We start from the raw sequence: 21,504 nt of genomic DNA on the forward strand, positions 1-21,504 counted from the left end.
TCTTCCTGCTCTTCCTAGTTTCCGCCGACTAGCTGACCGCCATCAATGACCAGGTTCGCGCCAGTAATCCAACTAGAGTTCGGCACGGCGAGGAAAGTGATGGCCTCCGCGATGTCTTCCGGTTCACCGATGCGGGCCAGCGGGGTGATGGCGTTGACCGCGGCTTCGTTTTCTTTCCATAAAGCTTCGGAGAGCTTGGTGCGAACGACGCCTGGGCTGATGGCATTGACGCGGATATTGGGGGCGAGCTCGCGGGCCATCTGTTTGGTCAGGTGCACCAGCGCGGCCTTCGACGCGTTATAGATGCCGATGTGGTCTTCCATGGTCAGCGCACCAATAGAGGACACATTGACGATTGCCCCCTGCCGTGCGTTGCCGAGACCTGCAGCAACAGCGGCGCCTGCCCAGATTGCTGGCGCAGCGGCATTAATGGCGAAGACTTTCTGGATAACCTCGGGGGACTGCTGGTGTACGGGCCCAAAAGCTGGGTTGGTGCCGGCATTGTTTACCAAGATGTCGAGGCTGCCGAACTCTTCGGCGGCGCGGTTGCAGATAGTGGTTGCAGCGTCGGCGTCTCCGGCGTGGCCGGCGACACCAATGATTGTGCCGAAGGACCCGCCGGCGGAGGTGCCGGCAGCGCCGGATGCGCTGGCCCAGTCGTGGACTTCTGCGTTGAGTTCGGCGGCGGCAGCTTCAGCGGCCTCGGCTTTGCGGCTGGTGATGAGGACATTGGCGCCGCAGGTCGCGAGCTGTTTCGCGGTGGCGCGGCCAATGCCGCGGGTGCCACCGGTGACGATGGCGGTGTATCCGGAAAGCTGGTAATTGCCCAACTGGGTTGGGGAGGGGGGTGGTGGCCATGGTGCGCTCCTGTGGAATCAGTGGGAGTTGATGCGCCCCAGCCTAAATTGAATCAGGATTCAATTTCCCGGTTTTCGTCAAAAAGTAAGTTCCTCCAAGCCCAAAGTGCGCCGCCAAATGGTGTCGACCGTGGCTGCAACCCGTTCAAACGTCGCATCGGTATCCGGATACTGGTGCTCCACCCAGGTGAGGTAGGCAAGGCGGCTGACCATCGACGACAGTGCGGCGGACAACATTTCGATGTCCGCAATCGCGCGCTGGTCGCCATAAATATGACCCTGTTCAGCGGCAATGAGTTTGGTTAGGCCGCGGACATTGCGAGCGATGAACCCGCGGGCACGGTCCAAACGCTTCGCCGCGAACGCCGGGTCGGCTTGAGCGACCTGCTCCATGAGTGCCATGACGTCGGCATTTTCGCGGTAGGCGGCGAGGTACGCCCGGTTGACCGCGCTGATGCGCTCAAAGGGAGACATGCCTGGCGACAGGTGCGCGCCGGCCTGGAACATTTCTTCTTCGGCATCGTCGAGCACCTGGCTCAGCAGTGCCGCGCGGTCTGGGAAGTAGGAATACAAGGTGCCGACTGCGCAGCCCGCCTCTTCCGCGAAGGCGGTCAGCTTGGCGCGGTGATAGCCATCCCGGAGAAAGATTTTGCGCGCGGCGGTGAGGATGGCCTGCTGGCGCTGGGTGGCTTTCGGTCTGAGCGGCTTTTGCTCTTCAGTCATGCCCAAATCGTATAACGTCAAAGCTGAATCGTAGTTCATATTCGGCGGGAATGCAGCGAAGGTGCTGTGAGGATGCGGAAGGGGAGGTGCGAGCGATGGCAATTGTGTACTTGGTACGGCATGGGCAGGCAGGTTTCGGTGCTGGTGGTGCTGATGCTGGCAGTGGGCTTGTTGACGACTTGGGTGGCGCGGGCGGGGCGGCGCACGCGGGCAACTCGAGCAGGCCTACGATGGGCTGTCGCCGCTCGGAGTTGAAGAGGCGGAGCTGACTGGTCGGGCCTTGGCTACGCGGATTTTTGGGGCCGGTGGGGTGGGCGGTGCTGGGGCAGGGCCCTCAGTGGACTCAGTGGGCTCGTCAGAATCTGTGGCGCTGTACTCCGGAGCGCTGCAACGGCAACTGGCGACGGCTCGGGCGATTGCGCCTTGCTTGGCGGCGGGCGTGGAGCGTGTCTATGACCTTCGTGAATATGACGCGGATGAAGTGGTTGGCGGATGGCTTGCGCGGCAGGAGGAGGAATTTGCGGCAGGCCTTCAAACTGCTGTGGGCGTCCGTGGTGTGGGCAGCATCGTCATGCGGGTGACTGCCGAATGGGAAACCGAACCAGGATTCGGTCGTTTTCAGCAGCGAGTGGAACGTGGATTGCAGCAGGTTGCTGCCGGAGCTACGGAGTACGGATGCGCGGTGGCCGTGACCTCTGGCGGCGTCATCGCTGCGGCTGCGCAGGCTTCGCTGGGTGGGCAATGGTCAAATTGGGCCCGCCACATTCTGACAGCATCGATCAGCGTATTCCGTGTGGAAGCGATGGCAGAGGCAGAAAGCGAGCAACAGTATCGACTGGAACTGCTGAGCTTTAACGAACATGGACACCTCGATGAACCTGATGCTGAGGGCGTGCGAAGGCTGCGGAAGTACCGGTAAGGCTAGAACGCGCTGGCTTCCTGCTTCGTTGGCTTGTGCCCAAATGTTGGGGCAGGGCCGGTCACGTCATCCTTGCTAACCACCACCCACCAGTCGTCCTCGAGAAACACTCGGTTTGGATTGGTGGGGAAGTCCTTTGCGCGAGCTACATACGCGCTGATGAAGTCCCCTGCGCCGGGGACTGGCAAACCCAGCTTCGTGGCAACGTCACGGTGGAAAACATAGTCACCGAGAATGATGATGCCGCTCGGCTGCAAAGCAGTGCGGGCACCGCCGGAAGAACGCACCCGCTTCATTGAGTCTTTCTGCTGTGCGACCGTTTCTACAGTGCCGCGGGGCACAATGCTGCCAACAGCCTCCTCAAATAATCGGTTCACACGCTGCTGACCCGAGGACGGCTCCAAAATGTACTCAGCCGCCTCACTCGGCAGCTGCAAAAGGACATTCGGTGGCAGCGGCTCATCCTGCCACGCCCACGCAACAGCAGTGCGACCATCCTTCTTGATAGTGCGCTTTTGGTCCCGGTTTCCGCCCTTAGTCAAAATCTTCGGCGTAATGTGCACGAACCCCACGCTCCACGTGGAATCGGTATCCGAAGCGTGACAAACCATGGCCCAGTGGCCCAACGCCTCATTGGGAATCATCCACGCATACAGAGTTTGGGAGAACTTACAGTCAACTTCGGCGTTAACCTCCGGCAAGCCCTGCCGCAGCACAGCAGGCAAGTGGACTTTGAAATCCATGACCAAGCCGTCGGCAAGAAAACCATCGAGGGCGCGACGCAGATTAATCTCAATCAACGTGCCGAAATGCGTCTTCTCCGTCTTGTGCAATTGATCCCAACGGTAACGGCCGGTGTGCATGCCATCGTAAAGCTGGTCATAGGTCTCGCGGAAAGTGCGAGCGATGGTGGTGCCACCGACATCCCAACTGCGTAAAGCCTCAGCTAGGCGGAGTGAGGTGGCATCCGGCCGGTACACAGCGTCGGCGAGCTGCACTTCAAGCGGAGAGTCGAACATATGGTCCAATCCTATTTGGGCTGTCGGGAAACTATGGCATGCTTATAGCCGTGAACGAGCTGACATCTTTAGAAATCTGCGCTGGGGCCGGAGGCCAAGCATTAGGGTTGGAAAAAGCCGGATTTAAGCACGCAGCCGTTGTCGAAATTGACCATGACGCATGTGACACGCTGCGACTGAACCGCGACAATCCGTCCATTCCCGTTGACCAGCGGTGGGGCGTAATTGAAGAAGATGTCTTGGAATTCGATGGTAGAGCATTCGAAGGTGTAGATCTCTTCGCCGGGGGAGTACCATGCCCACCGTTCTCCGTGGCCGGCAAGCAGCTCGGCCAAGACGACGAACGTGACCTTTTCCCGAAAGCGCTGGAGCTGGTTGAGCAGATTCACCCACGCGCCGTGCTGTTGGAAAATGTTCGAGGGTTAGCATCGGCTCGGTTTGCTGGCTACCGCAAGGAAATCATTTCACGGTTGGAAGCCGCAGGTTACTTCGTGCACTGGCAGCTGATTCAAGCGTCGGAACACGGGGTACCACAGTTGCGACCACGCTTCGTGCTCGTGGCAATGAAGCGTGAGTATGACCAGTACTTTGCATGGCCGCGACCAGTTCTCTCGCCGCCGACGGTTTCGGAAACCCTATATGACCTGATGGCAGCCGATGGCTGGCCAGGGGTAGATGCCTGGGCTGATAAAGCCAGTGGCATTGGTCCGACGTTGGTTGGCGGCTCAAAGAAGCATGGTGGGGCAGATCTTGGCCCGACCCGCGCCCGCGAGGGTTGGAAAAAACTGGGTGTGCGAGGAACCTCGCTGGCGGACGCCGCGCCGGGGCCAGACTTTCCGGTGGACGAACTGCCACGCCTGACGGTGCGCATGACTGCGCGCATTCAAGGCTTCCCAGATGATTGGCAGTTCGCCGGCCGGAAGACCTCCAACTACCGACAAATCGGCAATGCCTTCCCGCCGCCGGTGGCGAGGGCCCTCGGCATCTCCATCAAGAATGCGTTGGCGAAAAAGGAGCTGGAGCCGGAAGCCCAGCTGCGACTGGACGCGGTCTACCGCACTCAAAGCAGCTCGATACAATAAAATTGACTCGAAACGTCAACACGCAATGGACAATGATCCGTGACACTCGAGTGGACAATTACTGCTCAGTAAAAATTGTGAGCTTGGCGATTAGGCATTTGTGATTGGTCACCTGCTCGATTTCAGCGAGTTGTTGGCTAACGTTAAGAGATAAATTGAGACCATATAGGCCTATCAGTCATACCGCTAGCCCCATCGCGGTCGATGGTTAGCCAACCATCCGAACAGCCATCCTCCTCACCCCAGCCCAAATGGCGTTCTATATCTTCAACTTCGGGGTCGGTGCCATAGGTCACCACCAATACTTTTGGCTTGACTGTCCTGCTCATGAACTCCGAACGTAAAGCTGAATTTACTGGTTCATCGCGGAAAGAATATCCAACGATGACCCAATGATCGGATTCCTTGAGCCCTTTTGAAAACATGCTATACGCTAAACTGAATGGAAACTCAGCGGCGTCTTTAGTTTTTTGGTTGCTGCTCGCAAGGACCACTGTAGGGAGCGCACTTGACTTTTTGTGAGAAGCGGAGAGGCTTCTAAATGACTCCCACGCGGAACCATCTTTTAGTAGATCTTTTGGTACCTTGAAATATGCGCCGCTTTCAGTGCTTTTCCAATAGGTGAGAGAACCATGAAGATGCAAGAGTCGAACGCGGCGGTCATCCGGGAAATCACTGGTTGACCGGCGCAATTCGGACATGTCCCTTTCGCGACCACAAAAATCAACTTTAGTGGTTCTCCAGCCATGACCCATATCAGCAAATTCTGTTTTGCAGCTGTCAATCATCGCGGCGAGTAGGACGGTGTCGTAGTTGAGATTTCCAAATGTGACGTTTCCTTGAAATGCACTCTTCGCTGCATTGACCAGTGCATTTGGCACAGTCAAATTGTGTGGACGCGCAATTGATCGTTCTGCAATAACTTCAAGCACATAAGAGGTTCCGGTATCTCTGATTTGGCGCGCGAACTGTCTAGTAAGTTTAATTGCTTTCTGGATTTCTAAATTGTCCGGATCGGCCAACTTCGCGAGCGAGTTTAAGTACTCTAATGTTGCTGTTTGGGTCCCAAAGGCGCCTACGAGTTTCTCGAAGTCTTCATCACTCTTGTTTCCGTCTGGAAGCGTGTTAGTTGCAATATTCTTGATTGCTTTTACAATCTCACCGCCAGAAGCATCCTCGATTCTCTGAAGGACTTCATTGGTGATATTGGATAGATTCAGATCCAAATCTGAGGCGATCGACAGTCCATTACCAACTAGTAAAGCTGCATTTCTCTTTTTCATAGGTAGATAGCCTCGTTGAAACGTAGATTTCCGTTTCATATTTTTACAACTCGGTTCTGAATGCCATGCTAGCTGCATAAATATGAAGTAAGCGTAGTTTACCGATTGAGTGTATCAGAGATGAAGCATACGGGTGTCTTGTTACGGGGGTAAGAGCTCCCGCTGTGAGTTCTGGCTATCAGCGACTTGAATTCAGGCGAATTTCGTTGGAACGCCGAGCCATAACAGCAACAAGCAATAAAAAATGGCCAATGACTGTCGCACGGACAATCACTGGCCTGGCACCATTACTTGGCCGGGTGCCATCGCCCACCCCGTCGGCGGGCGTCACCGACAAGCAGCCATCACGACTTAGCAGTCGTAGTACAGCTCAAACTCCAGTGGGGTAGGGCGCTCACGCACCGGCGCGATTTCGTTGTCCCACTTGTACTTCAGGTAAGTGTCCAGCAGGTCCTCGGTGAAGACGCCGCCTTCCTGCAGGAAGTCATTGTCTTCCTCCAGCGCGTGCAGTGCCTCATCCAGGGTGACCGGTGCCGATGGGATGCCTTCAGCTTCCTCTGGTGGCAGTTCGTACAGGTCCTTATCAATCGGCGCCAGTGGCTCGATGCGGTTCTTCACACCGTCCAAGCCAGCCATCATCATGGCGGCGAAGCCCAGGTATGGGTTACCCGTTGGGTCCGGCGCACGGAACTCAATGCGCTTAGCCTTCGGGTTAGAACCGGTGATAGGAATACGCACCGCAGCGGAGCGGTTACGCTGCGAGTACACGAGGTTAATCGGTGCTTCGTAGCCCTTAATCAGACGGCGGTAAGAGTTCAGCGTTGGGTTGGTGAATGCCAACACTGCGCCGGCGTGCTCCAGGATGCCGCCGATGTACCAGCGCGCCACATCCGACAGGCCGCCGTAGCCAGCTTCGTCGTGGAAGAGTGGTTCGCCGTCCTTCCACAGTGACTGGTGCGCGTGCATACCGGAACCAGCCTCACCGACCAGCGGCTTAGCCATGAAGGTGGCGGACTTGCCGTTGCGCCATGCCACATTCTTCACGATGTACTTGAAGTTCTGCAGGTCATCGGCTGCAGCAAGCAGGGTGTTGAAGCGGTAGTTAATCTCCTGCTGACCACCGGCACCGACCTCAGAGTGGGCGCGTTCCAGGGCGAATCCTGCTCCGGCGAGCTCCTGGCACATTTCATCGCGCAGGCCCTGCAGGTGGTCGTATGGCGCTACTGGGAAGTAGCCGCCCTTCGGACGAACCTTGTAGCCACGGTTACGCTGCTCACCGTCGAGCTCAAATTCCTTGTCGCTGTTCCACCATGCGCCGTTGGAGTCGACTTTGAAGAAGCTGTGGTCCATGCGGGAGCCGTACTGCACCTCGTCGAAGACGAAGAATTCAGCTTCTGCACCGAAGAAGCAGGTGTCGGCAATGCCGGTGGACTGCAGGTATTCCTCAGCCTTGCGGGCGACGTTGCGTGGGTCGCGGGAGAACGGCTCGTAGGTGAACGGGTCGTGGACGAAGAACTTCAGGTTCAGCGTCTTGGCCTTGCGGAACGGGTCCACCATGGCGGTCGACAGGTCCGGCAGCAGGTTCATGTCGGACTCTTCGATGGTGGTGAAGCCCTTGATGGACGAACCATCGAATGCGAGGCCTTCCTGCATCGCATCCTCGTCGAACATGGACGCTGGAATGGTGATGTGGTGTTCCCGTCCTGGCAAATCGGTGAATCGGACGTCCACGAATTCAATGTTTTCGTCCTTGATGTACTTTTCGATTTGCTCTGGGGTTTCGAATCCCACGGTTTCTCCCGGTATTTCGATGACAAATGAGTAGTGCTACCGATCAATTGTAACGAAAACTGCAGCAGCAGGTGTACACCCGTTACGGCTTTGCGCCAACACCCGTTGCGGTTGCGCGCCGCCGCCGCATTAGGCTAGACGCATGAGTCAAAAGAGCAGCTGGCTTGATGGGCCGCAAATCCCCGGGCAAAACACCGATCCGAACCGCCCGGATAACTACCCCGGCCAAACTCTGGGCCTTCCGCAGCGCGGCCCCGGTTCCATTGTCACGGTGCTCCGCCGCGTCGGCGGCCTCGCCATCGACTGGATCATCAGCCTCGGTATCGCCGCGGTTCTCTTCCCGTTCTTTGGTCACACCCCGGAAGAAATGGAAGCGCTGGGCCTGAGCCCGCTGACCACATGGGGTTCCTTCGCCTCATCGTGGGCGATCGTCGTCTTTGTGCTGGTGGGGACGGTGTCCGTGTGGGCAATGGGCCGCACCCCCGGTCAAGCCGCATTGGGTATGGGCGTTGCGCGTATTGACGAACCGGGCGTCGGCGTCGGGCTGTGGCGGGCGTTTCTACGGAGCATTTTGACGGCGTGCCTCTTCCCGCCGGTTATCCAAGACTCTGACGCCCGCGGCCTACATGACCGCATCACGAACACTGCCGTGATCCGAGGCTAACAAGCCGCGGTCCAACCTGCGCTGTCGCGGCTAGATCAGCGCCACGATGAGTAGCTGCGCGAGGATGATTTTCGCAATCATCGCCATCGGGTACACCGTGGTGTAGCCAATACTTGGCAGCTCATTTTTCGAGGTGTCGTTGACGAAGGTCAGTACCGCTGGGTGGGTTTGCAGGCCAGCCAAAATGCCGGAAACCTGACCAAACGGAATCTTCAGGACCTTGTGGCCAATAAACAGGGTGAGGAATGCGGAGGCCACTGCGATAACTGCGGCTAGGCCCAGCACGGTCAGGGACTCCGGGTCAGACAGCGCGGCTTTAAAGCCTGCACCGGCAGTGGTACCAATACCAGCCAGGAAGAGCGCCAACCCAAGTTCGCGGAACGCCAGGTTCGCCGAATACGGCATCTGCCACACCACTGGGCCCGTGCGACCCAACGCGCCCAGAATCAGCGCCACGACCAGCGGACCACCAGCGGAACCCAGCTTCAGTGCGGTGCCGCCAGGCATTGGGATTTCAATCATGCCGATCAGCACACCGATGGCCATGCCCAAAATGAAAGTCGCCAGGTTCACGTCCGCTAGGCGCTTGTAGGAGTCACCGAAGAACGCGGATACTTCCGGTAGCTGTCCTTGACGAACCACGACACGCACACGGTCACCGAGCCGTAGCGTCATTTCTGGGGAAGCAACCTCATCGCGGTCACCGCGACGGATACGCGTAATCACCATGCCCGGGTGGCGCTGGTACAGCTGCTGCAGCGGAATGCCGACCACATCCGGGTTCGACACGAAAATGCGGCGGAACTCTAGCCGGGCATCTTCAGTTGGGTCACCGGCGAGCAGCTCACCGATCTGCTCAGCAGCATGATCGATTTCCTCATCGGTGCCGACCACGGCCAGTACATCGCCGCGTTCGATTTCATCGCCAAGTTCTGGCACGAATAGGCGGCCGTGGTGTTCAATTCGGCTGATGGTGATGTCCAACCCGAGCTGATGTGGCAGCTCCGACACAACCGGCAAATCATCGCGGTCCACCCGAATCCGCTGCGTCGACAGCGGTAGCGACGCCACTCCGGCTTCAAGTGCTTCTTTGTCGTGGTCGACTTTGAAAATCTTGTTCATCACGGCAATCACCAAAATGACTGCCAGCACACCAATCGGGTAGGCCAGCGAGTAGCCAATCACCGGCATCTGCTGCGCTTTAGACAGGGCCTCCGGATCGTCAAAAAGCCCAGGTAGGGACTCAACCACCGCGGACAGCGCCGGGGTGTTGGTCAGCGCACCGGTGAACATACCGGCGCCTTCTGGGCGGTTGATGCCGGTGGCGGTGATGACGAGGAAGCCGAGTCCTGCCAGCGCGGAGAGCATCAGCAAACCGAAAATGTTGTGTTTGATGCCGGTGGACTTCAGCGACCGGAAGAAGCCTGGGCCCGATTCCAGCCCAATGGTGTACACGAAGATGGCAAGGCCAATGATGTACACAATGTGCGGCAGTTCAATTGCCGGTTCCAGGGTCGCCAACCCAAGGCCGACGAATAGCACCGCGGCGACGCCCAGCTTAAAGCCGCCGATTTTGATTTGGCCGAGGACCATACCGACGGCCATGATGACCAATAAGGCTAACAGGGGAGTGTCAACAAGAATTTGCACTCCTCCATGATCGCACGAGAATAAGAAAGCCGCTACTAGCCCAAAAGTGGGTCAGCAGCGGCTAAGTGAGGCAAGTGAGCCTCACGTGGCGGGGAAGGCTGTCTTAGTTCTTCTTCCCGCGTTCAGAAGCGCGGCGCGCACGACGGTTCATACCGCCCATATTCTGTGGATTCTTCGGCAGCGGACCACCCGGCAGGCCAGCGCGGCGCCGCAGCTGGTCCATCGACTCAATCCGGTTCGCCAGTGCTTGCGCCTGGCCCTTGTCCATATTGCGTGGCAGCTTCGTAATTTCGCGCTGTAGGTGCTTCGCCGGCACCTGACCTTCGCCCTCACCGACGAAGAATTCGTAAATTGGGGCGGTACCAGCAATTCGGCTCATCTTCTGCTTCGTCTGACGCATCATGGGCTTGGTGCGGGACAAATCGCCCTCAGCCACCAGCACCACACCAGGGTTACCCACTAGGCGGTGCACCGCGTCCATATTCTGGTTCGATGCCACCGCAGCTTCATAAGCCCAGTACATGCCTGGCACCTTACGGTCAGCGAGCTGCTCCAAGGTCCACGCACCGGCACCTGGCTGGTCACCGATCTCGTCATACATGGAGTTCTTCAGGCGGGAGGTAAACAGCCACATCGCCAGCAGCAGACCCACCGCAACACCCACCGGCAGCAGGAACCACTGAATATTCCAAATCAGCCCCAGCAGGAAGAACAGCAGTGCGGGCACCAGCACCGCGGCCACCATAATCGGGATCAACATCTTGTCCCGCTTGCGCTGCATATTAAATGCCTGCACAAACTGACCGCGCGTTTGCTTACGCTGTGCCTTCTTCGCTGCGCGCTCGGCCTTCTTCTGAGTCTTATCCTGATCCTTCGCCATAGGGTTAAGAATAGGCTATTGCTCAGACAAGGCGTGCATTTGCCTTAGTGTGCGCCAGTTAACGTGCCACCGGGGTTTCCACCGACTGGCCATACTTTTCCAGCAGTGACTTCGCTTCCTGCGCCGTCGAGCCCTGGTCAGCTTCACCGAGGTGTGCCAGGTTCTCCGGCAGCTCACGGCCCTTTGCCTTCATGGTCTGCGCGTACAGGCGACCCGCACGGTAGGACGAGCGCACCAGTGGGCCAGCCATAACACCGCTAAACCCAATCTCGTAGGCCGCATCGGACAGTTCCACGAACTCTTCCGGACGCACCCACCGGTCAATCGGGTGGTGCAGGTTCGACGGCCGCAGGTACTGCGTGATCGTCAAAATGTCGGTGCCTGCGTCATGCAGGTCACGCATGGTGTCCAGGATTTCTTCCTTGGTTTCACCCATCCCGAGAATCAGGTTCGATTTCGTCAACAAGCCTGCTTTTTGGGCGGCAGAAATGACTTCCAGGGAGCGGTCGTAGCGGAACGCTGGGCGGATGCGCTTGAAAATACGCGGAACCGTCTCAACATTGTGCGCGAACACTTCCGGCTTGGAATCGAAGACGGCCTGTAGGGCATCCGGGTCGCCGCGGAAGTCATCCACCAGCAGTTCCACACCAGTGTGTGGGTTGAGCTGGTGAATTTGGCGGCACGTTTCAGCGTAAATCCAAGAGGCGCCATCGGGCAGGTCATCGCGGGCGACACCAGTGACGGTGGCGTAGCGCAGCCCCATTTCCTGCACCGACTCGGCGACACGTCGTGGTTCGTCGCGGTCCAAGGCGGTTGGCTTACCGGTAGCAATCTGGCAGAAGTCGCAGCGGCGGGTGCATTCGTCACCACCGACAAGGAAGGTCGCCTCGCGGTCCTCCCAGCATTCGTGCATATTTGGGCATCCGGCCTCTTGGCACACCGTGTGCAGGCTGGCGCCGGACACGCGCTGTTTCATCGCGCGGTATTCCGGACCAACTTTGGCGGTGGTGCGAATCCACTTCGGCTTATGCTCAATCGGGGTTTCCGCATTGCGCGCCTCGACTCGCAGCAGCTTGCGTCCTTCAGGTGCGATAGTCATAGTCAATACCCTACTCGGAAAGTAAGAATCAGTGCTTTTCGACGTTTATGCTGCCGTCAAGTGCAGCAAATAACGCGTCGACCACGGGATTTTCCATCTCTTTCACCGTCACATCGCGGCCGAGCTCTTCGGACAGCGTGGTGGTGCCGGCATCGGCAATCCCGCACGGAACAATGTGGTCGTAGTACTCCAAGGTGTTGTCGCAGTTCAGGGCGAAGCCGTGCATGGCAACACCGCGAGTGATGCGCAACCCAATGGCGGCGATTTTGCGTTCTGGTTTTGGGGTGCCATCGAACCAGCCGGCAGGCAGCCACACTCCGGAGCGGCCGTCGACACGGTCAGCAGGCAGGCCAAGGTCGCGACATACTTTAATGAGCGCATCTTCAATGCGGCGAACGTAGTCAATGACGTCGATGGGGTCAGCCAGTTTGATGATGGGGTAGCCGACTAGTTGGCCCGGTCCGTGCCAAGTGATGCGGCCGCCGCGGTCAACATCGACAACCGGCAGACCGTTGGTGGGGCGGTCTTCGGGTTGGGTGCGTTTGCCGGCGGTGTAGGTCGATGGGTGTTCCAGCAGCAGCAGGCGGTCGCCAATGGCGTCGTCGGCGCGTTGGTTCGCGAGGTCTGCCTGCAGATGCCATGTGTCGGTGTAGTCGACAGTGCCGAGGTCGTGGACTTCGACAGGGGTGGGGTAGCTGGCGCGGATAGATTGACCGGATTGCATGCTATCCAGGCTAGCGCTGTTGCTGAATAAGCGATCACTTTGGTCGAAGAAACAAAAAACTGCCCTGGTGCCCAACCACTTTCGTGGCGGGAGACCAGGGCAGCTAAACGCGGTGCCTAGTGCGCGCTAACCGGGTTTACAGTCCCAGTTCGTCGTCGAAGGCGACCTGCTCCAGGCGAGCCCGGATGGTGGTCAGGAAGCGACCTGCATCTGCGCCGTCGACCAGGCGGTGGTCGTAGGTCAGTGCCAGGTAAGCCATGTCGCGGATAGCGATAGCAGCATCGTCGCCACGGCCAGTGACCACTGGACGCTTCTCGATGATGCCGGTACCCAGGATGCCGGACTGTGGTGGAGTCAGGATTGGGGTGTCGAACAGTGCACCGTTGGAGCCCAGGTTGGTGACGGTGAAGGTGGCACCAAACAGGTCGTTTGGCTTCAGCTTGTTGTCACGGGCGCGTGTTGCCAGCTCGTCGATTTCCTGAGCCAGTTCCGCAATGGACTTGTCCTGTGCCTTGTGGATGACTGGGGTCAGCAGACCGCGTTCGGTGTCCACAGCAATCGCCAGGTTGACGTCCTCGTGGTAGGTGATTTCGCCCTTGTCTTCGTCGATGGACGCGTTGACGTTCGGGTGCAGCACCAGTGCTTCGATGATGGCCTTGACGAAGAATGGCAGGAAGGTCAGCTTCACGCCGTGCTTGTCCTGGAAGTTCTGCTTGACCTTGCCGCGCAGTTCCCACACGGTGGTCATGTCGACTTCGTGGACCTGGGTCAGCTGTGCAGAGGTCTGCAGCGCTTCGCGGGTCTTCGCAGCGGTGACCTTGCGGATGCGGTTGACCTTCTGAGTGGTGCCGCGCAGCTCTGCGAGCTCTGGGCGCACACCTGGCAGGGCAGGCTTGTCGGCAGCCTTCTCTGCCTGTGGCTCGGCCATTGGGCCGGTGCCAGATTCGCCCTTAGCTGCAGCCATGACATCCTGCTTGCGGATGCGGCCGCCGATGCCGGTGCCGGTGACCTTGGACAGGTCAACGCCGTGCTTCTCAGCGAGCTTGCGCACCAGCGGGGTGACGTACGGCAGGTTGTCGCCGGTGTTCACTGGCTCCGACTTGTCTGCCTTTGGCTCTTCCTTAGCTTCAGCCTTTGGAGCAGCCTTCGGCTCTTCCTTCGGCTCTTCCTTCTTTTCGGCCTTAGGTTCAGCCTTTTCTTCTGCCTGTGGTTCTTCCTTGGCTGGTGCTTCGGATGGGGCTGCGTCTGCGTCGCCAATGCGGGCGATGACTGCGCCGACGTCGACGGTGTCGTCTACTTCAGCCAGGATTTCTACCAGGGTGCCAGCTACTGGAGATGGGATTTCGGTGTCGACCTTGTCGGTGGATACTTCCAGCAGTGGTTCGTCGACCTCGACGGTGTCGCCGACTTCCTTCAGCCAGGTGGTGATGGTGCCTTCGGTGACGGATTCGCCGAGTTCTGGCATTTCCACGTCGGTGGCGTCGCCGGAAGCAGTAGGCTTGGATTCCTGCTTGGCCTCAGCCTTTGGCTCTTCCTTCTTTTCAGCCTTAGGCTCAGCCTTTTCTTCTGCCTGTGGTTCTTCCTTGGCTGGTGCTTCGGATGGGGCTGCGTCTGCGTCGCCAATGCGGGCGATGACTGCGCCGACGTCGACGGTGTCGTCTACTTCAGCCAGGATTTCTACCAGGGTGCCAGCTACTGGAGATGGGATTTCGGTGTCGACCTTGTCGGTGGATACTTCCAGCAGTGGTTCGTCGACCTCGACGGTGTCGCCGACTTCCTTCAGCCAGGTGGTGATGGTGCCTTCGGTGACGGATTCGCCGAGTTCTGGCATTTCCACATCGGTGGCGTCGCCGGAAGCAGTAGGCTTGGATTCCTGCTTGGCCTCAGCCTTTGGCTCATCCTTAGCTTCTTCTTCCAGCTCTTCTTCGGCAGCTTCATCTTCTGCCTTGTCGTCACCGGAGTCGCCTGCTGGTTCTTCGCCCTCTTCGCCAATGACTGCGATGACTGCACCGACGTCGACGGTGTCGTCAACTTCCGCCTTGATTTCCAGCAGCACACCTGCGACTGGGGATGGGATCTCAGTATCTACCTTGTCGGTGGACACTTCGAGCAGCGGCTCGTCTACCTCGATCTTGTCGCCGACTTCCTTAAGCCAGGTGGTAATAGTGCCCTCGGTGACAGATTCGCCCAGTTCGGGCATCTCAACGGAGATCGCCATGTGATTGACTCCTAGACAGTTGAATAATGAGAGAAATCGTTACCTACGACACTACCGCGTCCCACACGGCAATGCTGTTGTCTCCCCCCCCAAATCATTGCGTTTAGGCAACAAATCATCTTCACCGGGGGCTTCGCTACACTCGATCGCGTGTGGAAGCTGTTTGGACGAGGCAAAAAAGGATCAACCGGCGGCGGAGGTCTGACCGGTCGGAAAGGTCGCGTCCCTCGGGCGCCCCGCAGCCCCGACGGTACCATCCGAGCCGAAGACCGCGCCTACCTGACCGCTTGGGCCGCCGAGCGCGCCATGGTTGAGGCCTACATTGAGCCGGAAACGTTGGTGAATGAGATGTCCGTAGTGCTTGTTGACGAAACGGGGGACTGGACTCGGAGGCGCATCGGCGGGCCAAAGGGAATTGCGGACGTCCAGCATCTGCTGGCAGTACCAACCTTCTTCGTCGAAGATGCCGGATATCCGCAGCGGATGCGCGACCGGATCGAACACGACACCAAGATGCGCAAACGCGAAGAGCAGGCGCAGCGACGCAAAGAACGCGCCGCACAACGCCTGCTCTCCGAACTGGAGTCGGAACTCGAATCAGACCTCGACGATAAGCCTGGAAACTAGTTCGGCCTCCCGGCTACTGCTCCGCTAGGTCCGTCAATACCTTCGCAATGGTGCGCACTGGCACACCGGACGCCTTCGCTGGGGTGTATCCCCACGGCTTGGACGTGTTGTAGGACGGGCCAGCGATATCGACGTGCGCCCACTGGACATCGTCGCCGACGAATTCGCGCAGGTATGCCGCCGCAACCATCATGCCGCCAGCGCGGTCATTAGACACGTTCCGGATATCAGCCACTGGAGTCTTCAACCCCTCGGCCAGCTCTGCTGGGATTGGCACAGCCCATGCGTCTTCGCCGACAGCCTGGCCAGCTTCAGCGACCTGGTCGCGGAACTCATCAGTGCCCATAACACCAGAGGTGCGGTTACCCAGCGCCACAATCTGCGCGCCGGTCAGGGTAGCGGTGTCGATCAGGTAGCTCGGGTTGTCTTCACAAGCGCGAACAATCGCATCGGCCAGTACCAGTCGGCCTTCCGCATCGGTGTTCAGCACTTCGCAGGTCTTGCCACCGTACTGGGTGATCACATCGCCCGGACGGTAGGAGGTTGCCGATGGCATGTTTTCTGCCATTGGGATGGTCGCCGTGACATTCAGTGGCAGCTGCAGAGCTGCAACCAGCTGCATCGAGGCAATAATCGACGCGGCGCCACCCATATCGGAAATCATGTTTTCCATGTGGGCTGGTGGCTTCAGGCTAATTCCGCCGGTGTCGAAAGTGATGCCCTTGCCGACCAATGCCACATCCACAGCATCGGAGTCTGGCTTACCGCGGTAGTGCATCCGCACCAGACGTGGGCCGCGAGCCGAACCACCGCCGACGGCCGTCAGACCGCCGTAGCCGCTCTCGGCCAATTCGTCGTCACGCAGCACTTCGGTGCTCAACCCACTGGCATCCGCAACGGAGGCAGCGACCTCCGCAAAACGTGCCGGGTAGAGGTGCGACGACGGCGTGTTGACCAAGTCGCGGGCCAGCGCCACAGCAGAGACAGTGGCCACAGCGCGGTCAAAGTCAGCCTGTGCGTCATCGCCGCCGACAACGGTCAGCTTGCCCAGTGGCTGCTTATTCGCTGGCACCTCGTCGGACTTCAGACCGCGGTAGCTGTAGCCGCCCAGGCCGAAACCTTCGATTGATTCAGCTAGGCCGAAAACTCCCACGGTGGTGGCAGCGTGTTCCACGCCGGTTAGGGCGCGGGCAGCAGTTCCGCAGGCCTGACGGACCTGGTCAGCGGTGGTTTCGTCGCTGTCGCCCAAACCAACTGCCAGCACGGACGCTGCTTCGATGGCCTGCGGTGCTGGTACGCGGGTCAGCTCGCCGTGTGCACCGGTCGCGCCGACCAGTTCCAGGGCTGCGAGCAGTGGTTCGGCAACGTCGGCGGTCAAACTGTCGGTTGGCAGTTCCAAACCGTCCTCACCAGTGAAAACCGGTACCACGAGCACGTCTACGTCCTCCGGCAGGGCGGTAGCCAATTCGAAGGCTGGAATGTGGCCAATGGCCGGAAGTAGCTTAGCTACTGTCACGTCAATAGTCCTTTCTAGGTGAAAACTAAAACCAGTTGTTCATTTTTTACCCTAGCCGTGGCGAATGAGTCATGGTGTCGGGCGCGTCAACTAAGCTGCCTACCATGGCTACTCTCGATTTTTCCGTCACCCCCAATCCCAACCCGGTTTCCGACGCGAAACGCGCCGAGATTCTTAGCAACCCCGGCTTCGGTGACTACTTCACCGACCACATGGTCACCATCCAGTACACCGAAGGCCAAGGCTGGCACGACGCCGCGGTGGTGCCATACGGTCCGCTGAGCATGGACCCAGCATCGATGGTCTTCCACTACGGCCAGGCGATTTTCGAAGGCATCAAGGCCTACCGCCACCCAGATGGTTCCGTCGCAACCTTCCGCCCGGGCGCTAACGCGGAACGTTTCCAGCGTTCGGCAGAACGCTTGGCCATGGCGCAACTGCCAGTGGAACTTTTCGAAGAGTCGCTCAAGCAGCTACTTGCCGTTGACGAAAAGTGGGTGCCGGCCGCCGGCTCCGAGGCATCCCTCTACCTGCGTCCATTCATGATTGCCCGCGAGGTTGGCCTGGGTATTTCCGCATCGGATACCTACACCTACCTGCTCATTGCTTCGCCAGCTGGCAACTACTTCGCCTCCAACAAGACCGTGTCGGTGTGGCTGGGCCAGGAGTACGTCCGCGCCGCCCCAGGTGGTACCGGCGCTGCCAAGTGCGCCGGTAACTACGCAGCGTCTTTGGTTGCCGATGCCGAAGCTCGCGCTAATGGTTGCGACCAGATTGTGTGGCTGGATGCGGTGGACCGCGAACACATCGAAGAGATGGGCGGGATGAACCTGTTCTTCGTCTACGGCAATTCCGATGACGCCTCCGACATCACCCTGGTCACCCCATCGCTGTCTGGCTCACTGCTGCCGGGCATCACCCGTGACAGCTTGCTGCAGGTTGCGCAGGACCTCGGCATGAAGATTGAAGAGCGCCGCATCACCTGGCAGGAATGGCGCGATGATGTGGCTGCCGGCAAGATGACCGAGACTTTCGCCTGCGGTACTGCCGCGGTCATCACCCCAGTTGGCCAGCTGAAGTGGGATGGTGGCAGCTTCGCCATTAATGACGAAAAGCCAGGGCAGTGGACCGTGAAGCTGCGCGAGACCCTCACTGGTATTCAGCGCGGCATCGTGGAGGACAAGCACGGCTGGACTTTCCAGCTCACCGCAGCGAAGTAAACCAGCGCTGGTGTGGGGTTCCGGCCCCACAAAAGGTTGCGCCCCGCTGTTGTCGATTGTGCTTTTCGACGATAGCGGCGCGTTTCCTTATTTAATACTGCTCACGAGCACTACTTATCAGTGGCGCCTGGTTCCGACGTGAACTTATTGTGGGCACCCGAAACGAACGACTGCAGCTTTTCGGTTGCAGCCTGCAGCACATTGCTGCCTTCTTCATTTGGGTATTCCGAGGCATCGCCTTCAGGCTTGTATTCCTTGTACGCCGTTGGGTTCGATGTTGGATCATCGTCGTCGTCAGCTGCGGTGAAACCACGCTTCTTCGCATCGGCGTACTTGTAGGCCGTCGGGTTGGAGGTTGGGTGGTCGTCATCGTCAGCTGGAGTAAATCCACGCTTCTTTGGTTGTGGCGTTTCGTCGGCAGTCGGTTCGAATGGGGTCTGGTTCATGGCTGTTACTGCGCCTTTCAACGGGCAAAACTGCAGGTACCAGCATTAGTTTAATCCGCAAACCTAGTTTGCGCTGGTTAAGAATCTGCAGCATCCGGCGCTGCAGTCAAATCGTCGGCAAGCTCTTCGCCCTGTGGTTCAGCCGGCTGGCCACATAGCGCCACTGCTGTTTTCACCAACTGCAATGCCACCGTCGCCCCGACGCCCTCGCTGCCGCTGCTTGCCAGATCCAGCACCGGCTGCAGCTCCAACTGGTCTAGTGCAACCCGCTGTGCTCGGTGCGCGGAAGAGCTGCCCGCCCGCCACCAGGCTTTCGTTTTCGGTTCCAGCTCATGCGCCAGCATCGCCGCCGCCACCGTCACTGGGCCATCAAGGAGCAGCGGGGTGCGGGTAGTGGCCGCTTCCATCAACATGGCGGTCAGCGCCGCGATATCTGGGGTGCCGATAGTTCGCAGCAAACCCAGTGGGTCATGCCGCAGTCGGCGTCCGTGGAACATTGCATTTCGAGTGGCGACGGTGCTGCGTTTCCATTCATCAACATCGACATCAGCTGGACTGTCCACGAGCAGCACCGGCTCGGTGCGGGTAAGTACGCCAATAATCGCAAGCGCCGCAATCTCGCTGGTCGACGTACCGCCAGCTACCACTAGACAGTCGGCGCCTTCAGCGACCGCGTTTTGTACCGCGGTTGTGCCCGCATTCATAGCTTGGGTCAGCTGCAGACCAGTCATCGGTTCAGTCGCCTCACCCACAGCAATGCGGCGCACCTGAGCGCCGGATGCGTCCGCAGCGACCGATAGTGGTTCCAATCCGTCACTAAGTACTGGGTCCGGGGCGGAGGACACCGCAAGGATGTCGCATTGCGCCAGTGGCCGCGGCGGGAATACTCCCTGGCAGGCGGCGACCCACGCGGCAAGTTCGCGGAGCGACCCTAAAGATGCAGGTAGGGAAGCTAAGGCTTGCTCGCGGATTGGCTCCGATGGGGAAGTCAGTGCGGAGGGGGTCACGCCGGTCATGCGCAAGCCTTTCAGGTCGTCGGACAGGTGCATCCGAAAGTCTAATCTAGACCGCGCCGACCGGCCGAGAATGGCGGCCGAGACCACCGGTGGCCTTAAATGCGGCCTTCCACACGGCCTTAAACGTTCGCGCCGACCTCAACCTGTGGTCGGGGTGCCCGCAGCCGACGCAACTGCGCCGCCCGCTGGTAGGCGTAGAAACCGGTGCCAAAACCGATGCGCTCCTTGGTATCTGGGAACTTCGCCCGGACAGCCTTATTCGCCCGACGCGCCAGCACCACACCTTCGATGAAAATCACGACCAGCACCACCATGGTGATGGACGACAAAATCGCCGCGACCTGCGGCCACGCCTGCCCAATAATCAGAGTGAGTAGCAGCACCAGCGCAAACGGCATAAACAGGTTGTTAATGAAGCGGCGCGAGTCAATCCAGTCGCGGATATAGCGACGTTCCGCGCCGCGGTCACGCTCCAGCAGGTAACGCTCGTCGCCTTCCATCATCCGCTTTTCAGCTTCCTGACGGGCCTGCTTCTTCGCGCTCTTCTCCCGAATCTTCGCAGCCTTAATTTCCGCCTTCGACATGGACGATTCCATCTCTTTGCGCTTGGCTTTGGCCTCCTTGCGGGTCAGTGGTGCGGACACTGGGCCCTTCAGCGTGCCCTGCGCGCGCTCCACGTCGGCACGTTTCGGGGTTGGGCGGCCCTTCTTCGGGGTGTAGCCCTTCGGCAGCGGCTTGTCCTGGGCGGCCGACTGCTCGGCAGCAGGCGCATCAGCAGCCGACGGCGCAGAGGCGTTCGCGTCGGTGTTGTCAGAGTTTTTCCACGGCATCTTCACAGTGCTTAGGCTATTGAATAACGCGCAGGAGGGGAAATTTGCCCCCACCTAACGCCCTACCTCGCCGCCGACTTAGCGACCCTTGAACTCCGGCGCCCGCTTCATCGCCAACGCCATGAGCGCTTCGTGCAGGTCCTCCGACGGCAAGAACGCCGAATTCCACACCGCCACATACGCATTCGACGCATCCACTGACGGCTGCCGCACATGATTGAGCACATCCTTGACCCCGCGCGCCACCAACGGCGGTTGCGCCGCGACTTCCGCCGCCAGTTCTAGGGCCGCCGCCAGGAGGTCCGCGCCGGGCTCTTCGGGCTTAGTGACGGTTACCTGCCGACTGATCAGACCCAACCGCAACGCTTCTTCGGCGGTGAAGTCGCGCCCAGTCAGTGCCAGTTCTCGGGTAGCGGCGTCCCCAATGATGTGTGGCAGTCGGGCCAGGGAACCCATGTCGGCAACAATGCCGAGGCGGATTTCGCGGACGGAGAACTTCGCGGTGTCATCTGCGATGCGGATATCGGCGGCGGATACAAGATCGACGCCGCCGCCAATGCACCAGCCGTGCACAGCCGCAATGACCGGGGTGCTTGCCTTTTCTAGGGCAGTGGCGGCCTGCTGCATCTGCCGGATGAGGTCCAGCAAAGCAGTGCGTTCGGCGGCGAGTCCGGCTGCGGCAGCATCACCGGACGCAGCGCCCATAATCATTTTCGGCGGATCCATAATGTCCAGCCCGAAAGTGAAGTTCTTATCCGAGCCCGACACCACAATCGCGCGAACGTCGGGGTTATTGTCCAGCTGCGCGATTGCTTCGGGGATTTCACGCCACATGGCCACACCCATTGCGTTGCCCTTGCCGGGGCCGGTCAACAGAATGTGGCCTACATGGTTGGCTGGGAAGGAAATTTCGAGGGACTCAAAAGTTTTCATGTCCCAA

The 21,504-nt window shown here is 59.2% G+C and carries 20 protein-coding genes; 5 read left to right on the top strand and 15 right to left on the bottom strand.

Annotation, left to right across the window (positions count from 1 at the left end; all coding sequences use genetic code 11):
• Positions 1-14: 14 nt before the first annotated feature.
• Both A3EC_RS0107465 and A3EC_RS0107470 read right to left on the bottom strand, forming a co-directional pair.
• Positions 15-830 carry an SDR family oxidoreductase gene (locus A3EC_RS0107465; RefSeq protein WP_018024556.1) on the bottom strand — a complete coding sequence of 272 codons (816 nt, stop codon included), beginning with the start codon at positions 828-830 and terminating at the stop codon, positions 15-17.
• Between the two features lie 105 nt (positions 831-935).
• Complete coding sequence (locus A3EC_RS0107470) at positions 936-1,580, bottom strand: TetR/AcrR family transcriptional regulator (protein ID WP_040428400.1); 645 nt, start codon at positions 1,578-1,580, stop codon at positions 936-938.
• Between the two features lie 346 nt (positions 1,581-1,926).
• Here A3EC_RS0107470 and A3EC_RS0107475 point away from each other — a divergent pair, with 346 nt between their 5' ends.
• Entirely contained in the window at positions 1,927-2,499 is a 573-nt protein-coding gene (locus A3EC_RS0107475) for a histidine phosphatase family protein (RefSeq protein WP_169331399.1), read from the top strand.
• Positions 2,500-2,501: 2 nt separating this feature from the next.
• Here the strand turns inward: A3EC_RS0107475 and A3EC_RS11765 are convergent, their stop codons facing one another.
• Positions 2,502-3,518, bottom strand: coding sequence for a NaeI family type II restriction endonuclease (locus A3EC_RS11765; protein ID WP_018024559.1), 1,017 nt, complete (start codon positions 3,516-3,518; stop codon positions 2,502-2,504).
• Between the two features lie 38 nt (positions 3,519-3,556).
• Here A3EC_RS11765 and A3EC_RS11770 point away from each other — a divergent pair, with 38 nt between their 5' ends.
• Complete coding sequence (locus A3EC_RS11770) at positions 3,557-4,600, top strand: DNA cytosine methyltransferase (RefSeq protein ID WP_040428266.1); 1,044 nt, start codon at positions 3,557-3,559, stop codon at positions 4,598-4,600.
• A 143-nt stretch (positions 4,601-4,743) separates the two neighbouring features.
• Here the strand turns inward: A3EC_RS11770 and A3EC_RS0107490 are convergent, their stop codons facing one another.
• The gene (locus tag A3EC_RS0107490) at positions 4,744-5,883 is read right to left on the bottom strand and encodes an SIR2 family protein (RefSeq protein WP_018024561.1); all 1,140 of its coding nucleotides are present in this window, start codon (positions 5,881-5,883) and stop codon (positions 4,744-4,746) included.
• A 351-nt stretch (positions 5,884-6,234) separates the two neighbouring features.
• Entirely contained in the window at positions 6,235-7,674 is a 1,440-nt protein-coding gene (glnA, locus tag A3EC_RS0107495) for a type I glutamate--ammonia ligase (RefSeq protein WP_018024562.1), read from the bottom strand.
• 142 nt (positions 7,675-7,816) lie between these two features.
• Here glnA and A3EC_RS0107500 point away from each other — a divergent pair, with 142 nt between their 5' ends.
• Positions 7,817-8,338, top strand: coding sequence for an RDD family protein (locus A3EC_RS0107500; protein ID WP_018024563.1), 522 nt, complete (start codon positions 7,817-7,819; stop codon positions 8,336-8,338).
• A gap of 30 nt (positions 8,339-8,368) precedes the next feature.
• Here A3EC_RS0107500 and A3EC_RS0107505 read toward each other — a convergent pair whose 3' ends face one another.
• The 5 genes from A3EC_RS0107505 to sucB all read right to left on the bottom strand — a co-directional run bounded on the left by A3EC_RS0107505 (position 8,369) and on the right by sucB (position 14,909).
• Complete coding sequence (locus A3EC_RS0107505) at positions 8,369-9,988, bottom strand: aspartate:alanine exchanger family transporter (RefSeq protein ID WP_018024564.1); 1,620 nt, start codon at positions 9,986-9,988, stop codon at positions 8,369-8,371.
• Positions 9,989-10,091: 103 nt separating this feature from the next.
• Complete coding sequence (locus A3EC_RS0107510; protein ID WP_018024565.1) at positions 10,092-10,868, bottom strand: DUF4191 domain-containing protein; 777 nt, start codon at positions 10,866-10,868, stop codon at positions 10,092-10,094.
• A 58-nt stretch (positions 10,869-10,926) separates the two neighbouring features.
• Positions 10,927-11,967 carry a lipoyl synthase gene (lipA, locus tag A3EC_RS0107515; RefSeq protein WP_018024566.1) on the bottom strand — a complete coding sequence of 347 codons (1,041 nt, stop codon included), beginning with the start codon at positions 11,965-11,967 and terminating at the stop codon, positions 10,927-10,929.
• A gap of 28 nt (positions 11,968-11,995) precedes the next feature.
• Positions 11,996-12,691 (bottom strand): lipoyl(octanoyl) transferase LipB, encoded by a 696-nt coding sequence (gene lipB, locus A3EC_RS0107520; RefSeq protein WP_018024567.1) that lies wholly within the window; start codon positions 12,689-12,691, stop codon positions 11,996-11,998.
• 136 nt (positions 12,692-12,827) lie between these two features.
• Entirely contained in the window at positions 12,828-14,909 is a 2,082-nt protein-coding gene (sucB, locus tag A3EC_RS0107525) for a 2-oxoglutarate dehydrogenase, E2 component, dihydrolipoamide succinyltransferase (protein WP_018024568.1), read from the bottom strand.
• A gap of 150 nt (positions 14,910-15,059) precedes the next feature.
• Here sucB and A3EC_RS11775 point away from each other — a divergent pair, with 150 nt between their 5' ends.
• Entirely contained in the window at positions 15,060-15,536 is a 477-nt protein-coding gene (locus tag A3EC_RS11775) for a hypothetical protein (protein ID WP_018024569.1), read from the top strand.
• A 13-nt stretch (positions 15,537-15,549) separates the two neighbouring features.
• Here A3EC_RS11775 and A3EC_RS0107535 read toward each other — a convergent pair whose 3' ends face one another.
• Positions 15,550-17,052 carry a leucyl aminopeptidase gene (locus tag A3EC_RS0107535; protein ID WP_018024570.1) on the bottom strand — a complete coding sequence of 501 codons (1,503 nt, stop codon included), beginning with the start codon at positions 17,050-17,052 and terminating at the stop codon, positions 15,550-15,552.
• Between the two features lie 104 nt (positions 17,053-17,156).
• On the opposite strand from A3EC_RS0107535, the gene A3EC_RS0107540 reads away from it, so the two are divergent.
• Positions 17,157-18,272 (top strand): branched-chain amino acid aminotransferase, encoded by a 1,116-nt coding sequence (locus A3EC_RS0107540; protein WP_026162301.1) that lies wholly within the window; start codon positions 17,157-17,159, stop codon positions 18,270-18,272.
• 110 nt (positions 18,273-18,382) lie between these two features.
• On the opposite strand, the gene A3EC_RS0107545 is transcribed toward A3EC_RS0107540, so the two are convergent.
• The 4 genes from A3EC_RS0107545 to A3EC_RS0107560 form a co-directional block, all read right to left on the bottom strand.
• The gene (locus A3EC_RS0107545; RefSeq protein WP_018024572.1) at positions 18,383-18,718 is read right to left on the bottom strand and encodes a hypothetical protein; all 336 of its coding nucleotides are present in this window, start codon (positions 18,716-18,718) and stop codon (positions 18,383-18,385) included.
• Between the two features lie 77 nt (positions 18,719-18,795).
• Positions 18,796-19,734, bottom strand: a complete 939-nt coding sequence (locus A3EC_RS0107550) for a nicotinate-nucleotide--dimethylbenzimidazole phosphoribosyltransferase (protein WP_169331400.1) — start codon at positions 19,732-19,734, stop codon at positions 18,796-18,798.
• 119 nt (positions 19,735-19,853) lie between these two features.
• Positions 19,854-20,564 (bottom strand): DUF3043 domain-containing protein, encoded by a 711-nt coding sequence (locus A3EC_RS0107555; RefSeq protein WP_245532974.1) that lies wholly within the window; start codon positions 20,562-20,564, stop codon positions 19,854-19,856.
• 78 nt (positions 20,565-20,642) lie between these two features.
• Complete coding sequence (locus A3EC_RS0107560) at positions 20,643-21,497, bottom strand: crotonase/enoyl-CoA hydratase family protein (RefSeq protein ID WP_018024575.1); 855 nt, start codon at positions 21,495-21,497, stop codon at positions 20,643-20,645.
• Positions 21,498-21,504 lie beyond the last annotated feature (7 nt).

Source organism: Corynebacterium ulceribovis DSM 45146 (assembly GCF_000372445.1).
Lineage (GTDB): Bacteria > Actinomycetota > Actinomycetes > Mycobacteriales > Mycobacteriaceae > Corynebacterium > Corynebacterium ulceribovis.